This is a genomic window from Bacillus cereus group sp. N11, assembly GCF_016483605.1.
Classification (GTDB): domain Bacteria; phylum Bacillota; class Bacilli; order Bacillales; family Bacillaceae_G; genus Bacillus_A; species Bacillus_A toyonensis.
This window is the reverse complement of the sequence record NZ_JAEHBN010000030.1, coordinates 11,245-28,715: the sequence shown is the minus strand read 5'-3', so window position 1 is coordinate 28,715 and position 17,471 is coordinate 11,245. Positions and strand designations below refer to the sequence as shown.

Sequence of the window (17,471 nt, the reverse complement as noted above, 5' to 3'; positions counted from 1 at the left end):
ATCGAAATTTTTTAGCTATAATCATGTTCATACAGTGTGTAAACAAATCAATGTTCAATTAAACAGAAAATCTTTTTGGTTTTATAAATATATCTTTTACAAACCTCTCCACTTCCTCACATGTTGTCATATTTAAAATATGTTCAATAACTAAGTTTATTTCCGCTTTTGATAACTTAAGAATTTGGTTTCTTGCTCGTAAAATAGAAGTGGCACTCATAGAAAATTCGTCTAATCCTAAACCAAGAAGAATAGGGATTGCGATTTCATCCCCAGCCATTTCACCACATATACCTGCCCATTTCCCTTCTTTATGCGCTGCATCAATAATATTTTTGATTAAGCGAAGGATTGCTGGGTTATATGGCTGATACAGATAAGAAACACGCTCATTCATGCGGTCTGCTGCCATCGTATATTGAATTAAATCATTTGTTCCGATTGAAAAGAAATCAACTTCTTTTGCAAACAGGTGAGCCATTATAGCGGAAGATGGAATTTCCACCATCATCCCTACCTCAATACTTTCGGCAACTGTTGTGCCTTCAGCTTGAAGTTTTTCTTTTTCCTCTATTAAAATCGCTTTTGCTTGACGAAATTCATCAAGTGTAGCAATCATCGGGAACATAATTTTTAAATTACCGTGCACACTTGCACGTAACAGCGCACGAAGTTGTGTGCGGAACATATTCTGCATTTCCAAACATAAACGAATCGCACGGAACCCTAAGAATGGATTCATTTCTTTTGGAAGATTTAAATATAGAAGCTCTTTGTCGCCCCCAATATCCAGCGTACGAACAACAACCGGCTTACCTTCCATTCGCTTTAATACCGTTTTGTAAGCCTCAAATTGTTCTTCTTCTGTTGGAAGTGTATCGCGCCCCATGTATAAAAATTCAGTACGGTATAAACCTACTCCTTCGCCACCATTTTCAAGTACACCTTTTACATCATCAGGAATACCGATGTTAGCAAAAATCTCCACGTGATGTCCATCAGATGATAATGTAGGCTCATTTACAAGCTTGGCCCACTCTACTTTTTTGGCCTCGTAAACAGCTTTTTTATCTTCGTATATCTCCACAACATCTTCTGTTGGATTGACGATTACTTTGCCATCTAAACCGTCGATGATAACTAATACTCCGTTTTCGATATCATTTGTTACCCTCTTCGCACCAACAACTGCTGGAATCTCCATAGAACACGCCATAATAGCTGAATGCGATGTACGACCGCCTATATCCGTTGTAAAACCTTTTACATATTTGCGGTTTAATTGGGCGGTATCAGATGGTGTTAAGTCCTCTGCGACAATCACTACTTCTTCTGAAATCATGCTTGGATTGGCAATGGTCACACCTAAAAGATGCGATAACATGCGTTTTGTCACATCACGAATATCAGTAGCGCGCTCTTTCATGTATTCGTTCTCCATTGTCTCAAACAAGTTCACAAACATAGTGGCCACTTCGTTTAAAGCAAACTCCGCATTGACCTGCTCGAATTTGATTTTGTCCTTAATTGGATTGATTAGTTCTGGGTCTCTCAACACGAGAAGGTGAGCATCAAATATTCCTGCTTTATCTTCGCCAAGTTCTTTACGAGCATGCTCTTTTATTCCTTCAAGCTCAGTTTTTGATGTTTCAATCGCTTGTTCAAAGCGTTCTACTTCCTGATCTGTATTCGTTACTGCTATTTTTTCTACAATTAACTCTGGATTTTCTAAGCGAAAAACTTTGGCAATAGCAATGCCTGGAGAAGCTGCAACCCCTTTAATTATGATGGACATTGTTTTATTAACCCCTTTCTCATGTTATTTTTTAGCTCAAACTTATTTTAATTTTATATTTTTCTTGTACGTCTCAACGTCCAGCTGTTCAAACAGATTTACAACAAACAAATGCTCAATGTTACTTTTTTCACATTCGTCTTTACATCTTTATGCCTTATATGTGAAACTTTAATTTTTGTAATACAGTCCCATAAATTAAAGTTTCACATATAATTGTAATTTGATTAGCTATATAGTTTTTGTGTTTTTATTAAATAATTTTGTGCTAGAAACTTTTGTTTTTAATGATCTCTATTTGACAGAGGTGGGGCTAAAAGCCATCGTAATCGCGATTCCTAAAGAAACTGCAATTCCTGTAACATTCGTGCTGATGTTATTGGCCAATCCCCTCACCTTTTATTAACTCTTCGAGCGCTTCTAATGCTTCTTTTGCATCGTCACCTTCAGCTACGATTGTGACTTCAGCCCCACTCGGAACCCCAAGAGACATAACACCCATAATTGATTTTAAATTTATTGACTTCCCTTTGTACTGAAGAGCTATTTCTGCATTATATTGACCTACTTTATTGACCAACTGTGCTGCCGGTCTTGCGTGAATTCCCAATTTTTCGATAATTTTAAATGTTTTTTCTGTCATTTTATATTCCTCTCATTCTTTACTAAATTTTAATAATCATTCTAGTATCTATTTTGTGTTCTAATACCGAAAATTCCTCTTTATACGCCACTATGACAACATTTGGATCAGAAGCAGGAAACTCTGTACTTACTTCCCCTGAGAACATACGATAGATTGCTTCTGGAATAATATGTTCACGTAAATAGTTCGCCCCAACGTTCATGAGCTCTACTATAGCCAGTGCACTTTTTCCTTTGAATTTAAAGTAAACTTCGTAACATGCAAGTGAAGCCATGGACCATACGCAATTCCGTGTCCCATGATGCCATGTTAATGCTACGATTACATCATCAAAGAATCCTTCCCTTACCATCAACGTCTTACACCGCCAATTTCTTCAGGGCAATCGTAATAACAAACAGTTCCTTCTATATTGTTTTCTTCTATGTAATAACGAAGTGTCCTAGCTGCTGTCAGTGAACCTGTTCCGAGTAAGTTATATCCGCAACCATGTCCATTTCCGTCCTTTTCCACCGGATTATATTGTGGTACGCCACTTAAACTGTAATCAGAGAGGAATTTTAGAATGTATAATGGGATATAGTAAAAAACAGATTGATTGAATCACTCATAACAAATGTTATGAGTGATTCAACGATTAGGTTAATTCAGTGTAAAAGCGGCAGCGATCGCCCCTTACTATGGATATACAAAATTCAACAGGCACACCATTAGTATCGTAGGCAGTTCGTTCAAGCAGAAGTGCGGGACGACCTACTTCCGTTTGCAGATATTCACTTTCGTCGGCACGGATGAGAACGGGTTCAAATGCCTCGTTTGCTCTTGTTACCACGGTATTAAACTGTTGTGAAAATAAATCATATAAAGAAATTTCGCCTACCTTTTTTAACTGTTCTATATCTGTAACAACATGTTTCGGAATAAAAGATGATTCTAAAATATACGGCTCATCTTCAGCACAGCGAAGGCGCTTCATTTCAATGACATTCACGTTTTCACTCAGCTGCAGCGCTTCTTTGATTTTGGCGTTCGGTTTGACTTCTTCTATTTTCAGAATGATATCCTTAGGGTTCAAGCCTTTTTCTTTTAATACTTTACTAAAGCTGTAAAATCCCATCAATGACTGCTGTAATTTTGGTTTTGCCACGAAAGTACCTTTTCCTTGGATTCGGTATAGAATTCCTTCCTGTACAAGCTCCTCAATCGCTTTTTTTACCGTGTTGCGACTCACACCAAATTGTTCCATTAATTGATTTTCTGATGGGATTTTATCACCAAGTTTCCAATGACCTTTTTCAATTGAATTCTTTAATCTTTCTATTAATTGATGATAAAGCGGGATTAAACTTTCATGCTGCAATGGTTTCATTTTATTAAACCTGCCTCCAGACCATGCTAATGTTCTTTTAACAACCTAAATTATACCATCAACACTTGTAGCGTCAACCTAACAACCAGGTTCTATAACATAATAGTTTCTACCAAACTATAATAATGACGGTTTATCAAAATCGCTATTACTATCTTCTACGTTTGTAAAATATTGATAGCCCCCTTGGCCGTTTTCCGTGTTCCAGTAAAAACGACTTTTAAAAGAACCCTCCCCACACTTTCTTACCTCGATTCCTTACCCTGAGATTTTTACAAACCACGGGCTTGCTGTCTCTTTCAAGACAATATTTAGTTCTTGGATATTTTTTTTGCCGGTTTCTTGTAACCAAGCACGTCCGGCTTGTTCACTATTTTCAGCAAATTGAGCGACGCCATTTTTCCATGTTGCCCGGCCGCAGAGGACACCATTGAAAGTTGAGCCAGATTTTTTCGCAAACTTCAAGGTTTCTTGGAACAATTCTGCACTTACGCCAGCGCTTAAAAAGATAAACGGCAGATCTGTTGCCTCACTTTGCTCTTTGAAATACGCAGCGGCTTGTTCCTTGCTGTAGGCTGTCTCGCCTTCTGCGTAACCCTCTACAAACTGCATATCTACTGGAACTTCTACCTTTAAAACGTCCACCTTGTATTGTGGTTTAGAGAATTCCCTCATGGCCTCAATAACCTTATGGGGCTTCACTTTGGCATACTCCATGCTTTTCACATCATCATTTTTTGCATCGTAAGACACTATTTCAAGGAAGAACGGAATGTCTTCTTCCGCACACTCAGATCCAACTCGTTCCATATAAACGTGCTTATAGTCATTAATTATTTCATCTTCATCTACATCATAGTATAGTAAAAATTTAACCGCATCTGCTCCAGCTTCCTTCAGGCGTCTAACGGACCACTCTGGCAATAAATCAGGCAATCGGCCCTTGGCTGTTGCATCATAGCCTGTTTTTTCATACGCCACCAATAACCCGCTTTCCGAATGACGGACTTTTGAAGCTGGCAGACCATATTCCGGATCCAATAGAATCGACGTTGCATATGGTGTTAACTCTTCAGAAACCAATTCTTTGAAGCGAATGATGCCCTCATCCCCGACATTATTCTCACTTCCAGCTGCAATCATTTTCTTTAATGAACCGCGTTGATCGATTGCCAAAGCCCCAATAATTCCATTTTCATCCGACAAACGCTTGAGAGCCGCTAATTTATTATTCGTTAATTCTAACATCTGCAATCACCTCTATTAATCTATTTTAATAACTTCTACCATTTCAAAAAATTGATTGAACTTCTCTGGATCAATATAACCTGTTCCCTCTTCCATCGTATTGAGTATTCCCGCCGTCATCGCAGTTTTCAGGATGTCTGGAACGGATTGTTTTCGTTTTAAGGCAACCGCTAATCCCGCAACGGTGGCATCACCCGAGCCAACAGGATTCACGACCTTTATAGCAGGAATGATAACCCTGAAATAATCTCCACCATGCTTGAAAAAAGCACCTGCCGCTCCCATCGAAACGACAATCCATTCAATCCCATGAAATAATTTATTGGTTAACAGTTGCTTCAAGCTGCTTGTGCTCTCCTCCACTTCCATGCCAAGAAGCTGGAACAGTTCTGAGATATTCGGCTTGATTGCAAAGGGTTTTACATTATGGTTCAAAACCTGTCGGAGCGGCTCCCCTGATGTATCAACAATCACGGGAACTCCCTTTTCCCGGCCGATTTCGACCATCTGACGGTAAAATCCAGACCCAAGTCCTTTTGGCAAACTACCCGAAATAGTAACAAGAGAAACTTCAGACAGCAGTTCCCGATATTTTTCTAAAAAGGCTGCTCCTTCTTCCACAGATAAAATTGGCCCGGATTCGAGGATTTCTGTCTGCTTACCATCATGGAGGATCGCGATACAGTTTCTTGATTCTTGATTGATTTTATAAAAATGATTCCTGATATCACTTTTCATCAATTCTTGAATAATGCAATCCCCAATAGTCCCACCTATTACACCTGTAGCTAAAACGTCTTCACCCATCTGCTTGACAACCCGGGCGACGTTTAAACCTTTTCCGCCGGCGGTTTTACGAACATTTCCCACACGATTTACATCATCTAGCTTAAAATTTTGAATTGGATAGGAAATATCAACGGATGGATTCATGGTGACAGCTAAAATCATTGCACTCCCTCTTTCACTATTAAATTTTCAGTTTGAAACTGCCAAACCCCATCAGGATCAGGATACGTGGCAGTTAATTCGAGCTCCGGTATTAAGAAGATAAAATCGGTATCATAACCGTTCGCAATCATACCGCAATTCCCATCGATGCCCATACTTTTCGCGGGTGCTGTACTTGCCATATGGTAGACTTCCTCAGGTGTCGCAATTCCTTCCACACGCTTGAGCAATTCCCCTGTTTTTGAAATGATGTCCACTGTAGTCTGTGTCCCGTCGCCTATTGCCATTTTCATGTTCCTGCACCTCTATTTCTTCTAGTGTACCTACTCATCTGTTTTAAAAAATTGATGTAATTAGTAAGACGAGTTTTCCTTCTAAAAAACGAATCATAATATCGGGTTGTTGGTACAAGTTAAAATGAAAGAAAAACTCGTAGAAACTAGATGACAAGAATAATAGTTAGATTGTTTTAAGTAATTCTATTATATCGTTGCAACTTATAGGATTAACCCAGCAATAATAAAACATTTAATGCGGTCGAATCCGTCCGTATTAAATGTTTGAATTTTAAAAAAATAATACCGAAACCTAGCTACCCTTACAATATTCAGTTGTAGTTCCGTTCTATCATATTCCTTATCGCGGCGTGGGAGTCACAATTATTAGACTTATAGATTTTTTATTGTTTTTATTATATGCTAGACTCTTTGCATCTTGGACGTTCCGACTTTTGAAAACCTTTGATCGCTTCTTTACCAGTATTGATGGCTAAATCTCTTAATCCATCGGTTTGAAGTCCGTCCTTAAGTAAAATAGTTTCGATGACCATAGCAAGATTTGTTCCGCCAACTACAGCAAAACCTTCCTTCCCATTCGTAAGCGAAACCGCCGTTTTAAATGGAGAGCCACCAACTAAATCACATAAGACTAAGATAGATTCACATTTTTGTAATCTTGAAAAAGCCGCAAGTAACTTTTTCTCAAGGTCACATGTTGAATCGCATTCAAGAAAATCCACGTATTCCACATTGGGTTGATCTCCAACAATTAGTTTTACCGAAGATTGAAGACCAGTTGCAAACGATCCATGACCGCTAATAATCAAACCATTCATATTAAAAATCCTCCTAACATGCTAAATATTATAAAATTGTTCCAAATGGAAATGGAATTTTACCAATAATACCGATGATAACAGTAATGATAATTAGCTTAACTGGAGAAAATCCCTTTTTTAATAGATAGTACATTAATAAAGTGTATGCCAAAGGTAATAAGTTTGGTACGAGTTTATCGAGTAAATCCTTTTGCAAAGCAATTTTTGCCTTACCAGCATGGATCACTAGACTTGATTCTAACTTTACGAATGAGGCAATCAATGCGCCAACAACTGTTACTCCAACAATAGATGCTGCATGTGCTACTTTTTTAGTATTTTCCTTTAAAGAACTGATAGCATTTGTTCCGGCACTATAGCCGTAATGCATTAACCCAAATCTAAGAGCAAAATGAACTGTGTTAAAAATTAATAGAAAGACCACTGCCCCCATAGGGTTTCCATCTTGCCCAAGTGAAGCACCTATACCAACACAAATGGGAAGGAGGGTCAGCCAGAATAGGGCATCACCAATTCCACCAAGCGGTCCCATCATGGCTACTCGAATAGATCTAATCATATTTCGATTTTGTTTCTTTTCCTCCATCGCAAGGACAATCCCCATAATAATGTTTACAAGGAATGGATGCGTGTTGAAGAATTCCATATGACTTTTCATCGATTCACTTAAATCATGCTTATTTTTGTGAATCTTTTTCAATCCTGGCAAAATCGAATATAACCATCCTGCGGCCTGCATTCTTTCATAGTTAAATGACGCTTGAAGTAAAAGTGATCGCCATACCATCTTGTTTAAATCTTTTTTAGTTAAAACCTTTTCTGTGGCAACGTCTTGATAATATTCCGGACTGCTCGTATGATCCATTATCGTTTCTACTTGTTTAGATTCCACGTTTTGCCCCTCCCCTTACTGATCCATCACCAGAATTCACTTTGAAATAATCGTATAGCGCGATGGCAATCCCAATTAAAGCAACAGCAATAACTGGCATTTTCATATATGTGACTAAAATAAATCCGACGATTAAAAAGGCAACGTATTGTTTTTTTAACATAATTTTCAATAGCATCGCAAAGCCAATTGCGGCCATCATTCCCCCAGCAACACCAAGGCCACTAATAAGCCATTTTGGTAAAACCTCTACGACCGCTTTAGCACTTTCTGCGCCAAAATAAATTGGTAAAAAAGCAATAACAAAATAGAATATAAATAATGTAAGAATCCCAAAATAATTAATCCGTTCAATTCCCTTTGTGTTAGCCTCTTGTGCATATTGGTCAGCCTTGTGCATGACCGGAGAAAAAGCAGTAAACATGAGAGTTATACATGCCTGAACTGCAACTGCAAACGGAACAGCAATACCGATTGCCACTGTTGGCTCTTGTCCTGTCAAAATCGCAAACGATGTTCCGATTATTCCCCCAATAACAACATTTGGCGGCTGTGCCCCAGCGAGCGGCACCATACCGGCCCACACTAATTCCATAGCAGCACCTGTCATAGCCCCTGTTGTTACATCCCCAAAAATCAAACCAATAATGACACCGGTTACAATTGGACGGTGAATGTGAAACAATCCATTAAACAGGTCTATTCCTGCAATTCCAGCCCATATGGCAACTAATAAAGCTTGAAGCAGCATGTGATTATCCATTCATTCTCACTTCTTTCTATAAGTGTTTATAAATATCATCTGGTCTTTCATCTGGAACACGGCGTACCTCAAGTTTCGCTCCCAAGTCACGAAGCTTCCTAAATGACTCTTTATCATCTGCATCAACAGACACGGTGGAGAATAATTGTGTTTTCCCTTGAGAAAAATGCATATTTCCAATATTCACCTTGTCAATTGGTACACCGCCCTCTACAAGTCGCAGCGCATCTTGTGGTGTTTTTACAACTAAAAAGATATGCTGTTCATCTGCTGCATTGTGAATCACATCAATGGTAGTCTGGATTGAGAAAAAGCGAATTCCGATTGACCCCGGGACAACCATTTCCATTAAATCCTGTTGTACCTCATCTTCAGACACTTCATCATTTGCGACTACAATTAAATTAGCTCCTAAATGATTAACCCATGTAACTCCTACTTGACCATGAACCAATCGGTTATCGATTCTTGTTAGCAAAATATTCGGCATGATGTTACCCCCTATAAATATAATGGATGGAATAGATATATTTTTACTCCTTTAACAACCCGGTTTACCATACCAGATGGTGATGGGTTATCTAGAGTTATTCCCAAATAAATCGAATGGAATAATGTAAAAAGCAGATCATAAAGCAAATAGTTCAATGAAAGAAAATATCAACGAATAGATTCATCGTGACAGCTCAAATCATCGCACTTCCTCTTTCCGTAAATGGTAACGACAAGCACCATCAAGGTACGTCGCCATCAATTCTAGTTCAGGATTCAACACAATAAAGTCAGCATCATAACCCTTAGCAATTTTCCCGCATTCCCCATCCATCCCAATACTTCTAGCAGGTGCGGTACTCGCCATATAGATCGCTTCCTCTGGGGTGGCAATCCCCCAATCAACGACATTTTTCACTGCATCTTTCAGCTGTAAAACACTGCCTGCTAAACTACCACCCTCGATACGAGCGGCACCACCTATCACCTCTACAGCATATTCTCCAAGCTGATAGGTTCCTTCCGGCATTCCTCCAGCCATCATACAATCAGTGACCAAAACGGTTTGATCTCTTCCGCGTGCATTCATTAAAATATTGGCAGCTGCAGGATGAACATGATGTCTGTCACAAATGATTTCCGCAAAAACATCTTTTAGATTCATAGCAGCGCCGGCCATCCCTGGCTCACGATGGTGCAGCGGGCTCATTCCATTGAACGTATGAACAAAAATCGAAGCCCCTCTCTCAACCGCTTGCTTTGCTTCTTCATAAGTTGCATCACTGTGAGCTAACGCTACAGCTATGTCTTTACCCACAGCATATTCAATAAATTCCGTTGTACCTTTTCTTTCTGGTGCAATTGCAATTTTTTTAATAGAATCATTGGATAATCTCTGCCAAGCTTTCAACTTTTCAACGGATGGGTCACAAAAATATTTCGTATTTTGTGCTCCTTTATGTTTTTCGGTAAAAAATGGCCCTTCTAAAAAAATGCCTTTAATTTTGGCTCCCCTGACTTTCGTATAATTGGTACCAATCATTTCAGTTACGTGATTCAACGTTTCTGTTGAAGAGGTTAAGGTTGTCGGCAAAAACGAAGTAACTCCGCAAGAAAGAAGTCCTTCAGATATCTCATTCAATCCTTGAAAATCATTGTCCATAACATCATGATTTTGAAATCCATGAATATGTGTATCTACTAAACCAGGTGCAATCCAATACCCCGCGTAATCAATGATTTCTGCCGCTTCATCAGACTGGTTTTCGGAAAAAACACCAAATTTCCCATCTTTTATTTCTAAAAAGCCAGGTCCTACGACCTTCCCCTCAAGAAAAAACTGATCGGCAAAGATAAACATTGGCTCGCTGCTCTCCCTACCCAAATTACTGGTATTCATAGATAGTTACCCCTTTAACGACACGATTCACTGTTCCTGTGGGCGATGGGGTATCTGGTGAATTGCCAACCTTTATCGAAGCCAGCAATGAAACTGTCTGGCCAACCATGACAAAAGGTAAGGCCAGGTAAGCATCTGGTATAGATTGGGCCTCCCTGTCGAAACTAAATGTGTTCCCATCATAATTGGTTTCTCCGTCAACCTCGATGGCACATATATAGCTAGCAATGTTTTCTAGCTGCATTTCTTTTAACATATCTAAATCGTATTGACGTGTATAAGGTTGGTTGGAAACAAACACAAAAACCACGGACTTTTCATTCACAAATGATTTAGGACCATGCCGGAAGCCTAACGGTGAATCAAAGGCAGTGACTATTTTTCCAGCTGTCAGTTCTAATAATTTTAATTGCGCTTCTCTCGTTAAACCTTCTAAGCTACCAGATCCTAAGTAAATAATGCGGTCAAAATCACGATCGATAATCGCTTGAATGACGTCTTCCCTTTGAATGACACTTTCACCCATTTGCTGAATCATTTTTACAATGGCCGATTTTTCTTCCAGGGACTTAGAATCAAAAACGAGCAAAGTCGATAGTGCCATGCACGTATAACTTCCCGTCATCGCGAATCCTTGATCATTCGATTTTCCAGGCATCAAAAGCAATAAATTATTTTCATCCCCTGCTGCTCGCTTGGCCAATTGCCCATCCTTATTACAAGTAATTGTTAGATGATACAAATCGGTCACAATTTGCTCCGTTAATTGGACGGCAGCAACACTTTCCGGACTGTTACCGCTTCTTGCAAACGAAACGAGTAAGGTTGGAAAATCCGCTTTTAGGAATTGATAAGGATTGGATACCAAGGTGGTTGTCGGAATGCTCAGTAATTCCCACTGTTTTTCATCCACTTTTTCTTTTAGGTATGGGGTAACGAGATCCCCGACATAGGCAGATGTTCCAGCACCGGTAAAAATAACGCGAACCCGTTCGTGTTTCATTGATATTTTTAGTAAAAAGTTTTCAATCTCACTGCTTCTATCCGTATACAATGCTAAGGTTTCAGCCCATAGATCAGGCTGCTGCTTTATTTCTGCGGTTGTGATTTGGGCACCTAATGGTACTAATTTTTCTTCACTGAATGTAAACATATCCGGCCACTCCTCTTTAAATTCTTTCGAATACTAGCAATCCTGCGCCAACAACACCATGATTATTCAAGTGTAACTGCGCATTTCTTGAAAAAATTGATGTAATTTGGAAGGTGAGTTTTCTTCAAAAAACCCATTCCACGCTCTTTCTAACATTGGGTTGATGGTACAAGTTAGACGGAAGAAAAGCTCATAGATTTCACGCTATGAGAATAATCTGAATATTGTAAGTAATTCCATTATACCACTTTAGAATGTAGGGTCAACCCAACAAGTTAAAAAACATATAATTTTCAGATAAGGGAGTTCGACAGCATCTTTTTCATATACATCTTAATTTTCTCCCCAATCATAATAAAGATTGTGGTGTTAGGGTTAACGGGTTAACCCTAACACCACTAAGGTAATAAGAGATGTTTATGTTTATTTCTCTACCTAAGCAGGATTCTTTACAAAGACTTCTGCCTCTGCAACAGACAACATAAGAGGCCCACTGTGCGATTCCTCAAAGTTAATCGATAGCTTTGTAAATTTAGTTCCAGTAGGTATAGCAGCCTCTGTTAAATCGAAAGTTACTGATTTATCGTCGAATTTAACACTTTTTGCACCTAGATCGTACTCTTTCCCAGATTCAGTATATACTTTGGCACTTAGTGTTTTAATTTTGCCGTTCGTGTATTGCGGGCGATTATAAACGATAAATTTAGTCAATTCTTGTGGTTTAGTAAAGTTGAAATCCACGGGTAACGGTAGTGAAATCCCTTCATTTCCAGTGAGACTCCATTTCAATTCCGCCAATGAACTTTCACTTATCTCACCGTCAATCAGGTTGGCAAAAGCTGATTGACCGCCCTGCATCTTTTCCCCTTCACCAGTAACCGTCATATCTTTATCCGATAATTGTAGTTCCTTTGGCTCTTGTGGCTTTTCTACCTCTCCAGGCTCTTGGCCAGGCCTTAAAACCTCTCCTATTTTATCAATAGTGTCAAAGGCTGTATTAATCAGTAAGGACCTCGTTATCGGCATATCAAATTGAAGATCTTTTCTAGCCTTTAACTTAATCGTGGCTAATGTCTTCGTACCTTCTAATGTATTTTGTGTTCCCTTGTTAGAAAAAGCAGCCATAATTCGTTGTTCAGGCTTTCCAATCCCCGCAAGTAAGGAATAATTCAACATATTAGCAGTTTCATTGGAAGCTGAAACAATATTTTCACCGCAAGTCCCATCAGGCTTACACTCTTTTACTAATTCATATTTGTTAGGATCTAGCTTTAGTTCTAAGTTGAACGCATTAATATCTTTTAATCCTGCCCCGATTATTTCTACTAAAAATTCCTCTCCCGCTTTTAACTCCTGTTTACTAGGTCTAATATCCAATAATCCGGAAACCGGTTTGCCTGTTGCTTGAAGTGGGTTTTGACCCAATTGTGATGCTACGTACATTAAATCGTATGCGTCGATTACACCATTGAAATTAATATCCACCTTTGAAACCTGTTCCCAAGCTTCAGTTTGATCGACACCCATATAGCTGGCAAAGAATAGCAGGTCACCTTCATCAATGACTCCGTTCGGTATATTCTCACCAACAACCATTCCTTCAGTTTTATCCTTTTTGTATGGTCTGAATTCCATTGCACTTCCAAAGCCACCTACAGAGTTTGTAATGGTCAACTTAATATACCTTGCAGTAATATTTTTCTGAAAATCAATGACTTTCGTATCGTTATTTCTCTCAAATGTTCCATCAGTGATGACATTTTTATAAGTTTTTCCATCTAAACTTACGTCTAAATTATATTTTAATATCGTACCATTTCCTGCATTTGACCTTGGAATATACTCAAGCTTATCTAATTCATAAGCTAACTTCATATCAATCTCAAAGGTATGTGGCAGTTTATTGCCCGTATCTCCCCATGCAGTATGCCACATTGTTTCATCCTTTCCATCTACAGCTAGAGATGCTTCTTCCCCCGGCTGTTCACTATCTGCTTTTGCAGTCATATCCTTAGGGACATTTCTGTATCGGTCAAGCTTTGTTCTTATTTTGATCTCATCACTCCAGCCTGATGATCCTTTTGTATTCGTTGCTCTTACTCGATAAGAATGTTCTGTATCAGATGTTAAACCTGTATGAAGATAGAATGGTGCTTGTCCACTATCACTTGACTTAAACACATTTGTATGAACCACACCATCAATCATTAAATCATATGTTGGATTCGAACCATCAACCTTGTTCCAATCTAATTTAATACCTCTATCTGTTATGGTTGCCTCATCAGCTTTAAGCCCTGATGGAATAGTCGGTACTTCTGTATCTACTACATCTTTCTTTTGAGTATTATCGAATCCATCTACTGTAAAAGTTACTTTATTTTTCGTGATATCTGTTTTCCCTACCTTAATAGAGAGCTTTGGTGATGTAACAATGTCAGTCTTTTCAAATGGTGAGCCTTTTGTAGAATATTTGTTCAAGTTAGGCTGTTCATTATAGAAGTACACGTTTTCTGAGTTTTTATATTCCTCTTCATTTGTAACTTTTCTTAATGGAACATCTTTATTTCCAACCTTAACCGTTATATCCTTGGGATTTACACGTGTATTGACAATTACTTCAGTGCCTCTGTCTTTAACCATACCTTTATAGCCTTTTCCTTTTGCGGTATCAACAGTTATAACAGATTTTCCCTTGATTACCTTTGAAGTGACTTTCGTTGTTGTATTTTTCTTTTCCTTATACTCAACAGTTTTACCATCATCTTCATATAGGGTAAACTCTGATTCTCCTGATGGATAAACATCAAATATTCTATTTTCCGAACCATTTAATTCATTAATAGAATTATTTTCTGGTGCCATTGGAATAATTGCACCAGCCTTAACAAATACAGGAGTTTTCCATAGTGGAGCATTAAAATTATGAAGGACTGAACCTCCCTGATATTGCTCACCTGTAAAATAATCGATCCAAACTTGATCTTTATCTGGAAGATAAATATCATTCCTTACTTCAGCATCATTAGAGTTCCCATCATATATTGGTGCTACTAATAGATTTGGCCCCCACATATACTGATACTGTGTTTGTGTCCCATACGTATACGGATCATTCGGAGATTCTAACATCATCCCTCGAACCATCGGCATCGATTTTGATGTAGATTCCTCAGCAATCGTGTAGATATAAGGCATCATTTGTGACTTTAATTTTAAATACATCCGATTAATCGATGCATAGGGTTCACCATAATTCCATGGATTTTTAGACTTGCTGTAATCATTACCTCCTGATGCCCAGCCGTCCATATCGATTTGGATAGGAGTGAATGCTTTCCATTGAAAATCACGTGTCTGTACTTTTGGATCTCCACCAAATATACCATCCATATCTGAACCAACGTTTGGATTTCCTGATAAGCCTGCGCCAATGTAAGTAGGGATGTGCATTCTTATGTACTCCCAATTACCGCCATATTGGTCGCCTGACCATAATGTAGCATAACGCTGAGTACCAGCCCACCCATCTAGCGAAATAACAAATGGACGTGCGCCACCTGAATTCTCTGCTTTTTGAATTCCTTCTGCTGCTTGTCGTGTGGCATTTAAGGCCATGGAATATCCTTCCCAAACCCATGCAACATCCGTCTTTATTGCTCTTACACCTGCTTTTACTTCCCCATCAAGATCTCTACGTAACGGACTATCTCCAGGTAAATTAGGATCTGGATAAAGATTGCTTTGTGTCCATAAACCTACCTCTACTTTCTGGTCATTTGCTTTATCGACAAATTGCTCCAAATTATTTAATCCGCCATATCCGCATCCATAGCCGTCATTTGGTAATATCCATCCTAAAGGCATATCATTATCTACATATTGATTTACTGTATTTAATCCATTAGTTAGGAGTGTTCGTTGGTCCTTATGACCATTATGAGTTCCATTAAAACAATCAGCATGACCTAAATAGAAACCAGATTTTGGCATAAGGGCCGGTTTCCCAGTTAATTCTGTATAGTCGTTAATGATGTTTGGAATGGAGTCATCTACAAAATAATAAGCATCAAATCTGTCTTCATTGTGAGTAAAGGTAGACGTTTTCGTAAAATCATAAATACCCGGCTTAAAAGTATTTCGCATGACTCCGTAGCCCTCAGTGCTTAAATAGAATGGGACTGGACTTGATGCAGCTCCTGCATCCCAACCTCCCCCGACTGCAATATTTATGGAATTATTCTTATGGGCATAAAACCCATTCTGTTGACCTCCACCATAAAAATATTCACTTTCTTTTGTATCGAGGGTTTGAACAGTACTTCCGCTCGAATGTTTTAGCGGTTCACTTTCACTCCAAAGAGTCTTTGCTCTTTTTTTATCGTACAGGCTCATCTTTGAAGTAGCTTTATCCACCCTTAACTCTAAAGCTTTAGTAGATATTTTATAGACATTGTTATCCCTTTCATCGACCTTAATGTCAATTGCTCCATATTCCTTTTTGTAATCGCTAACATTTTTGTCGATAATTTTCGTCTCATGCTCAGGTTTATTTGGAGTTGGATATTCTTCAAAAACACCCTTTGGGTCCAAATGCAATCGAAAAACATTATTTTTCAGAAAATTAATTTTTATTTTTTCTCCTGTTTCTAAGTCAAAGTATACATTATTTCCTTCTTTCGTAACCTTAGTAATTTTACCTATAGTCTTATAGGTTTGATTGTCAGATACATTATTAATGGAGTACTTCTTTTTAATTGCAGTAGCAGATGCTGTTGGAAGCATAGTAAACAACATACCCACTGATAAGGACAAGGTTATCAGTTTTTTAAACCTAGCTCGACGTTTTAGCATATTCTACCTCCAAATGTAATAATAGTTTACCGAAAATGAATTCCAATAGTCTTTAACTCTTCGTATGGGTAATTGGCGTATCAATTTCTAGTAGAGCCAATCGTAAGAAAAGAAAGACAGTCCCCTCAAAAACTTAAAAGCTTGCCATTTTTCCTGTTCATGAATAACAATCTTTTTTTGACTTGCAAAAAATCATTTATACCACCGCTCCTTCTATATTTTATATATATTTGTATGGAAATATATAATCGTAATTAAGTAAGACCTTTATAAAGTTTAGTTTGAGGTTATATATGATGAAAAATGAAATTTGGTATACTAGCAGATTACTTAAAATCTATATTGATAGGGCATTTGCGATTGAAAAATAATCGTCGAGAGATGTGTTGTCATTATCAATTTAGACATTCATTTCCTTTTATATTTGTAATACCCTTGCTGCCTACTGGGATGCATCTTCTGTTTTATTCCTAATATAAGATCCACTCCCTTCTCTCTTATAGTTTTAATTGAGTGAATTTTCTCACATTTGTAATATATAATAAATTGGGTTGATGGGTCAACCCTTTAATATAAATATCCTGATAGGAGTAGCGTCACATCCACCCTTTCAGATTTTGAGACACCTCCATAATGAGATTTTTACCTTTCCACAGTTATTTATGGGAATTCGGTTCATTTTTTTCGTTTTGGAGAACAATCAATTTCTTAAGTTGATGGCGATGGGGTATCGCCAGCATTTCAGAAAAAACCCACGCTAAGCAAAAAATATAATAAGCTGTCCATATGGAC

Annotated in this window: 15 protein-coding genes; all 15 read right to left on the bottom strand. The window is 38.2% G+C overall.

The features are described 5' to 3' along the window. Positions 1 to 58: 58 nt before the first annotated feature. Entirely contained in the window at positions 59 to 1,795 is a 1,737-nt protein-coding gene (ptsP, locus tag JDS98_RS28435; RefSeq protein ID WP_199634569.1) for a phosphoenolpyruvate--protein phosphotransferase, read from the bottom strand. 376 nt (positions 1,796 to 2,171) lie between these two features. After that, a complete protein-coding gene (locus JDS98_RS28430) occupies positions 2,172 to 2,438 on the bottom strand; it encodes a phosphocarrier protein HPr (protein ID WP_199634568.1) in 267 nt (88 codons plus the stop codon). Positions 2,439 to 2,460: 22 nt separating this feature from the next. Next, a complete protein-coding gene (locus JDS98_RS28425) occupies positions 2,461 to 2,796 on the bottom strand; it encodes a hypothetical protein (RefSeq protein WP_199634567.1) in 336 nt (111 codons plus the stop codon). After that, the gene (locus JDS98_RS28420; RefSeq protein ID WP_199634566.1) at positions 2,793 to 2,954 is read right to left on the bottom strand and encodes a hypothetical protein; all 162 of its coding nucleotides are present in this window, start codon (positions 2,952 to 2,954) and stop codon (positions 2,793 to 2,795) included. Before JDS98_RS28420 ends, JDS98_RS28425 begins: the two co-directional genes overlap by 4 nt. Before the next feature lie 124 nt (positions 2,955 to 3,078). After that, positions 3,079 to 3,810, bottom strand: coding sequence for a GntR family transcriptional regulator (locus JDS98_RS28415; RefSeq protein ID WP_199634565.1), 732 nt, complete (start codon positions 3,808 to 3,810; stop codon positions 3,079 to 3,081). Positions 3,811 to 4,068: 258 nt separating this feature from the next. Further along, positions 4,069 to 5,058 (bottom strand): tagatose-bisphosphate aldolase, encoded by a 990-nt coding sequence (lacD, locus tag JDS98_RS28410; RefSeq protein ID WP_199634564.1) that lies wholly within the window; start codon positions 5,056 to 5,058, stop codon positions 4,069 to 4,071. A 15-nt stretch (positions 5,059 to 5,073) separates the two neighbouring features. Further along, a complete protein-coding gene (gene lacC, locus JDS98_RS28405) occupies positions 5,074 to 6,009 on the bottom strand; it encodes a tagatose-6-phosphate kinase (protein ID WP_199634563.1) in 936 nt (311 codons plus the stop codon). Then, the gene (locus tag JDS98_RS30520) at positions 6,006 to 6,296 is read right to left on the bottom strand and encodes an amidohydrolase family protein (RefSeq protein ID WP_199634579.1); all 291 of its coding nucleotides are present in this window, start codon (positions 6,294 to 6,296) and stop codon (positions 6,006 to 6,008) included. The genes lacC and JDS98_RS30520 overlap by 4 nt, the downstream gene beginning before the upstream one ends. A 404-nt stretch (positions 6,297 to 6,700) precedes the next feature. Then, entirely contained in the window at positions 6,701 to 7,123 is a 423-nt protein-coding gene (agaF, locus tag JDS98_RS28395; protein ID WP_199634562.1) for a PTS galactosamine/N-acetylgalactosamine transporter subunit IIA, read from the bottom strand. Between the two features lie 28 nt (positions 7,124 to 7,151). Beyond that, entirely contained in the window at positions 7,152 to 7,991 is an 840-nt protein-coding gene (locus tag JDS98_RS28390) for a PTS system mannose/fructose/sorbose family transporter subunit IID (RefSeq protein ID WP_097904115.1), read from the bottom strand. Positions 7,992 to 8,007: 16 nt separating this feature from the next. Beyond that, positions 8,008 to 8,781, bottom strand: a complete 774-nt coding sequence (gene agaW / locus JDS98_RS28385; RefSeq protein WP_199634561.1) for a PTS N-acetylgalactosamine transporter subunit IIC — start codon at positions 8,779 to 8,781, stop codon at positions 8,008 to 8,010. A 16-nt stretch (positions 8,782 to 8,797) separates the two neighbouring features. Beyond that, positions 8,798 to 9,271: a PTS N-acetylgalactosamine transporter subunit IIB gene (gene agaV / locus JDS98_RS28380; RefSeq protein WP_002116766.1), complete on the bottom strand. Its 474-nt coding sequence runs from the start codon at positions 9,269 to 9,271 to the stop codon at positions 8,798 to 8,800. Between the two features lie 201 nt (positions 9,272 to 9,472). Further along, positions 9,473 to 10,672 carry an N-acetylglucosamine-6-phosphate deacetylase gene (gene nagA, locus JDS98_RS28375; RefSeq protein ID WP_242480996.1) on the bottom strand — a complete coding sequence of 400 codons (1,200 nt, stop codon included), beginning with the start codon at positions 10,670 to 10,672 and terminating at the stop codon, positions 9,473 to 9,475. Then, complete coding sequence (locus JDS98_RS28370) at positions 10,659 to 11,825, bottom strand: AgaS family sugar isomerase (protein ID WP_199634560.1); 1,167 nt, start codon at positions 11,823 to 11,825, stop codon at positions 10,659 to 10,661. The genes nagA and JDS98_RS28370 overlap by 14 nt, the downstream gene beginning before the upstream one ends. 435 nt (positions 11,826 to 12,260) lie before the next feature. Beyond that, positions 12,261 to 16,622: a discoidin domain-containing protein gene (locus tag JDS98_RS28365; protein ID WP_242480998.1), complete on the bottom strand. Its 4,362-nt coding sequence runs from the start codon at positions 16,620 to 16,622 to the stop codon at positions 12,261 to 12,263. Between the last annotated feature and the right edge of the window lie 849 nt (positions 16,623 to 17,471).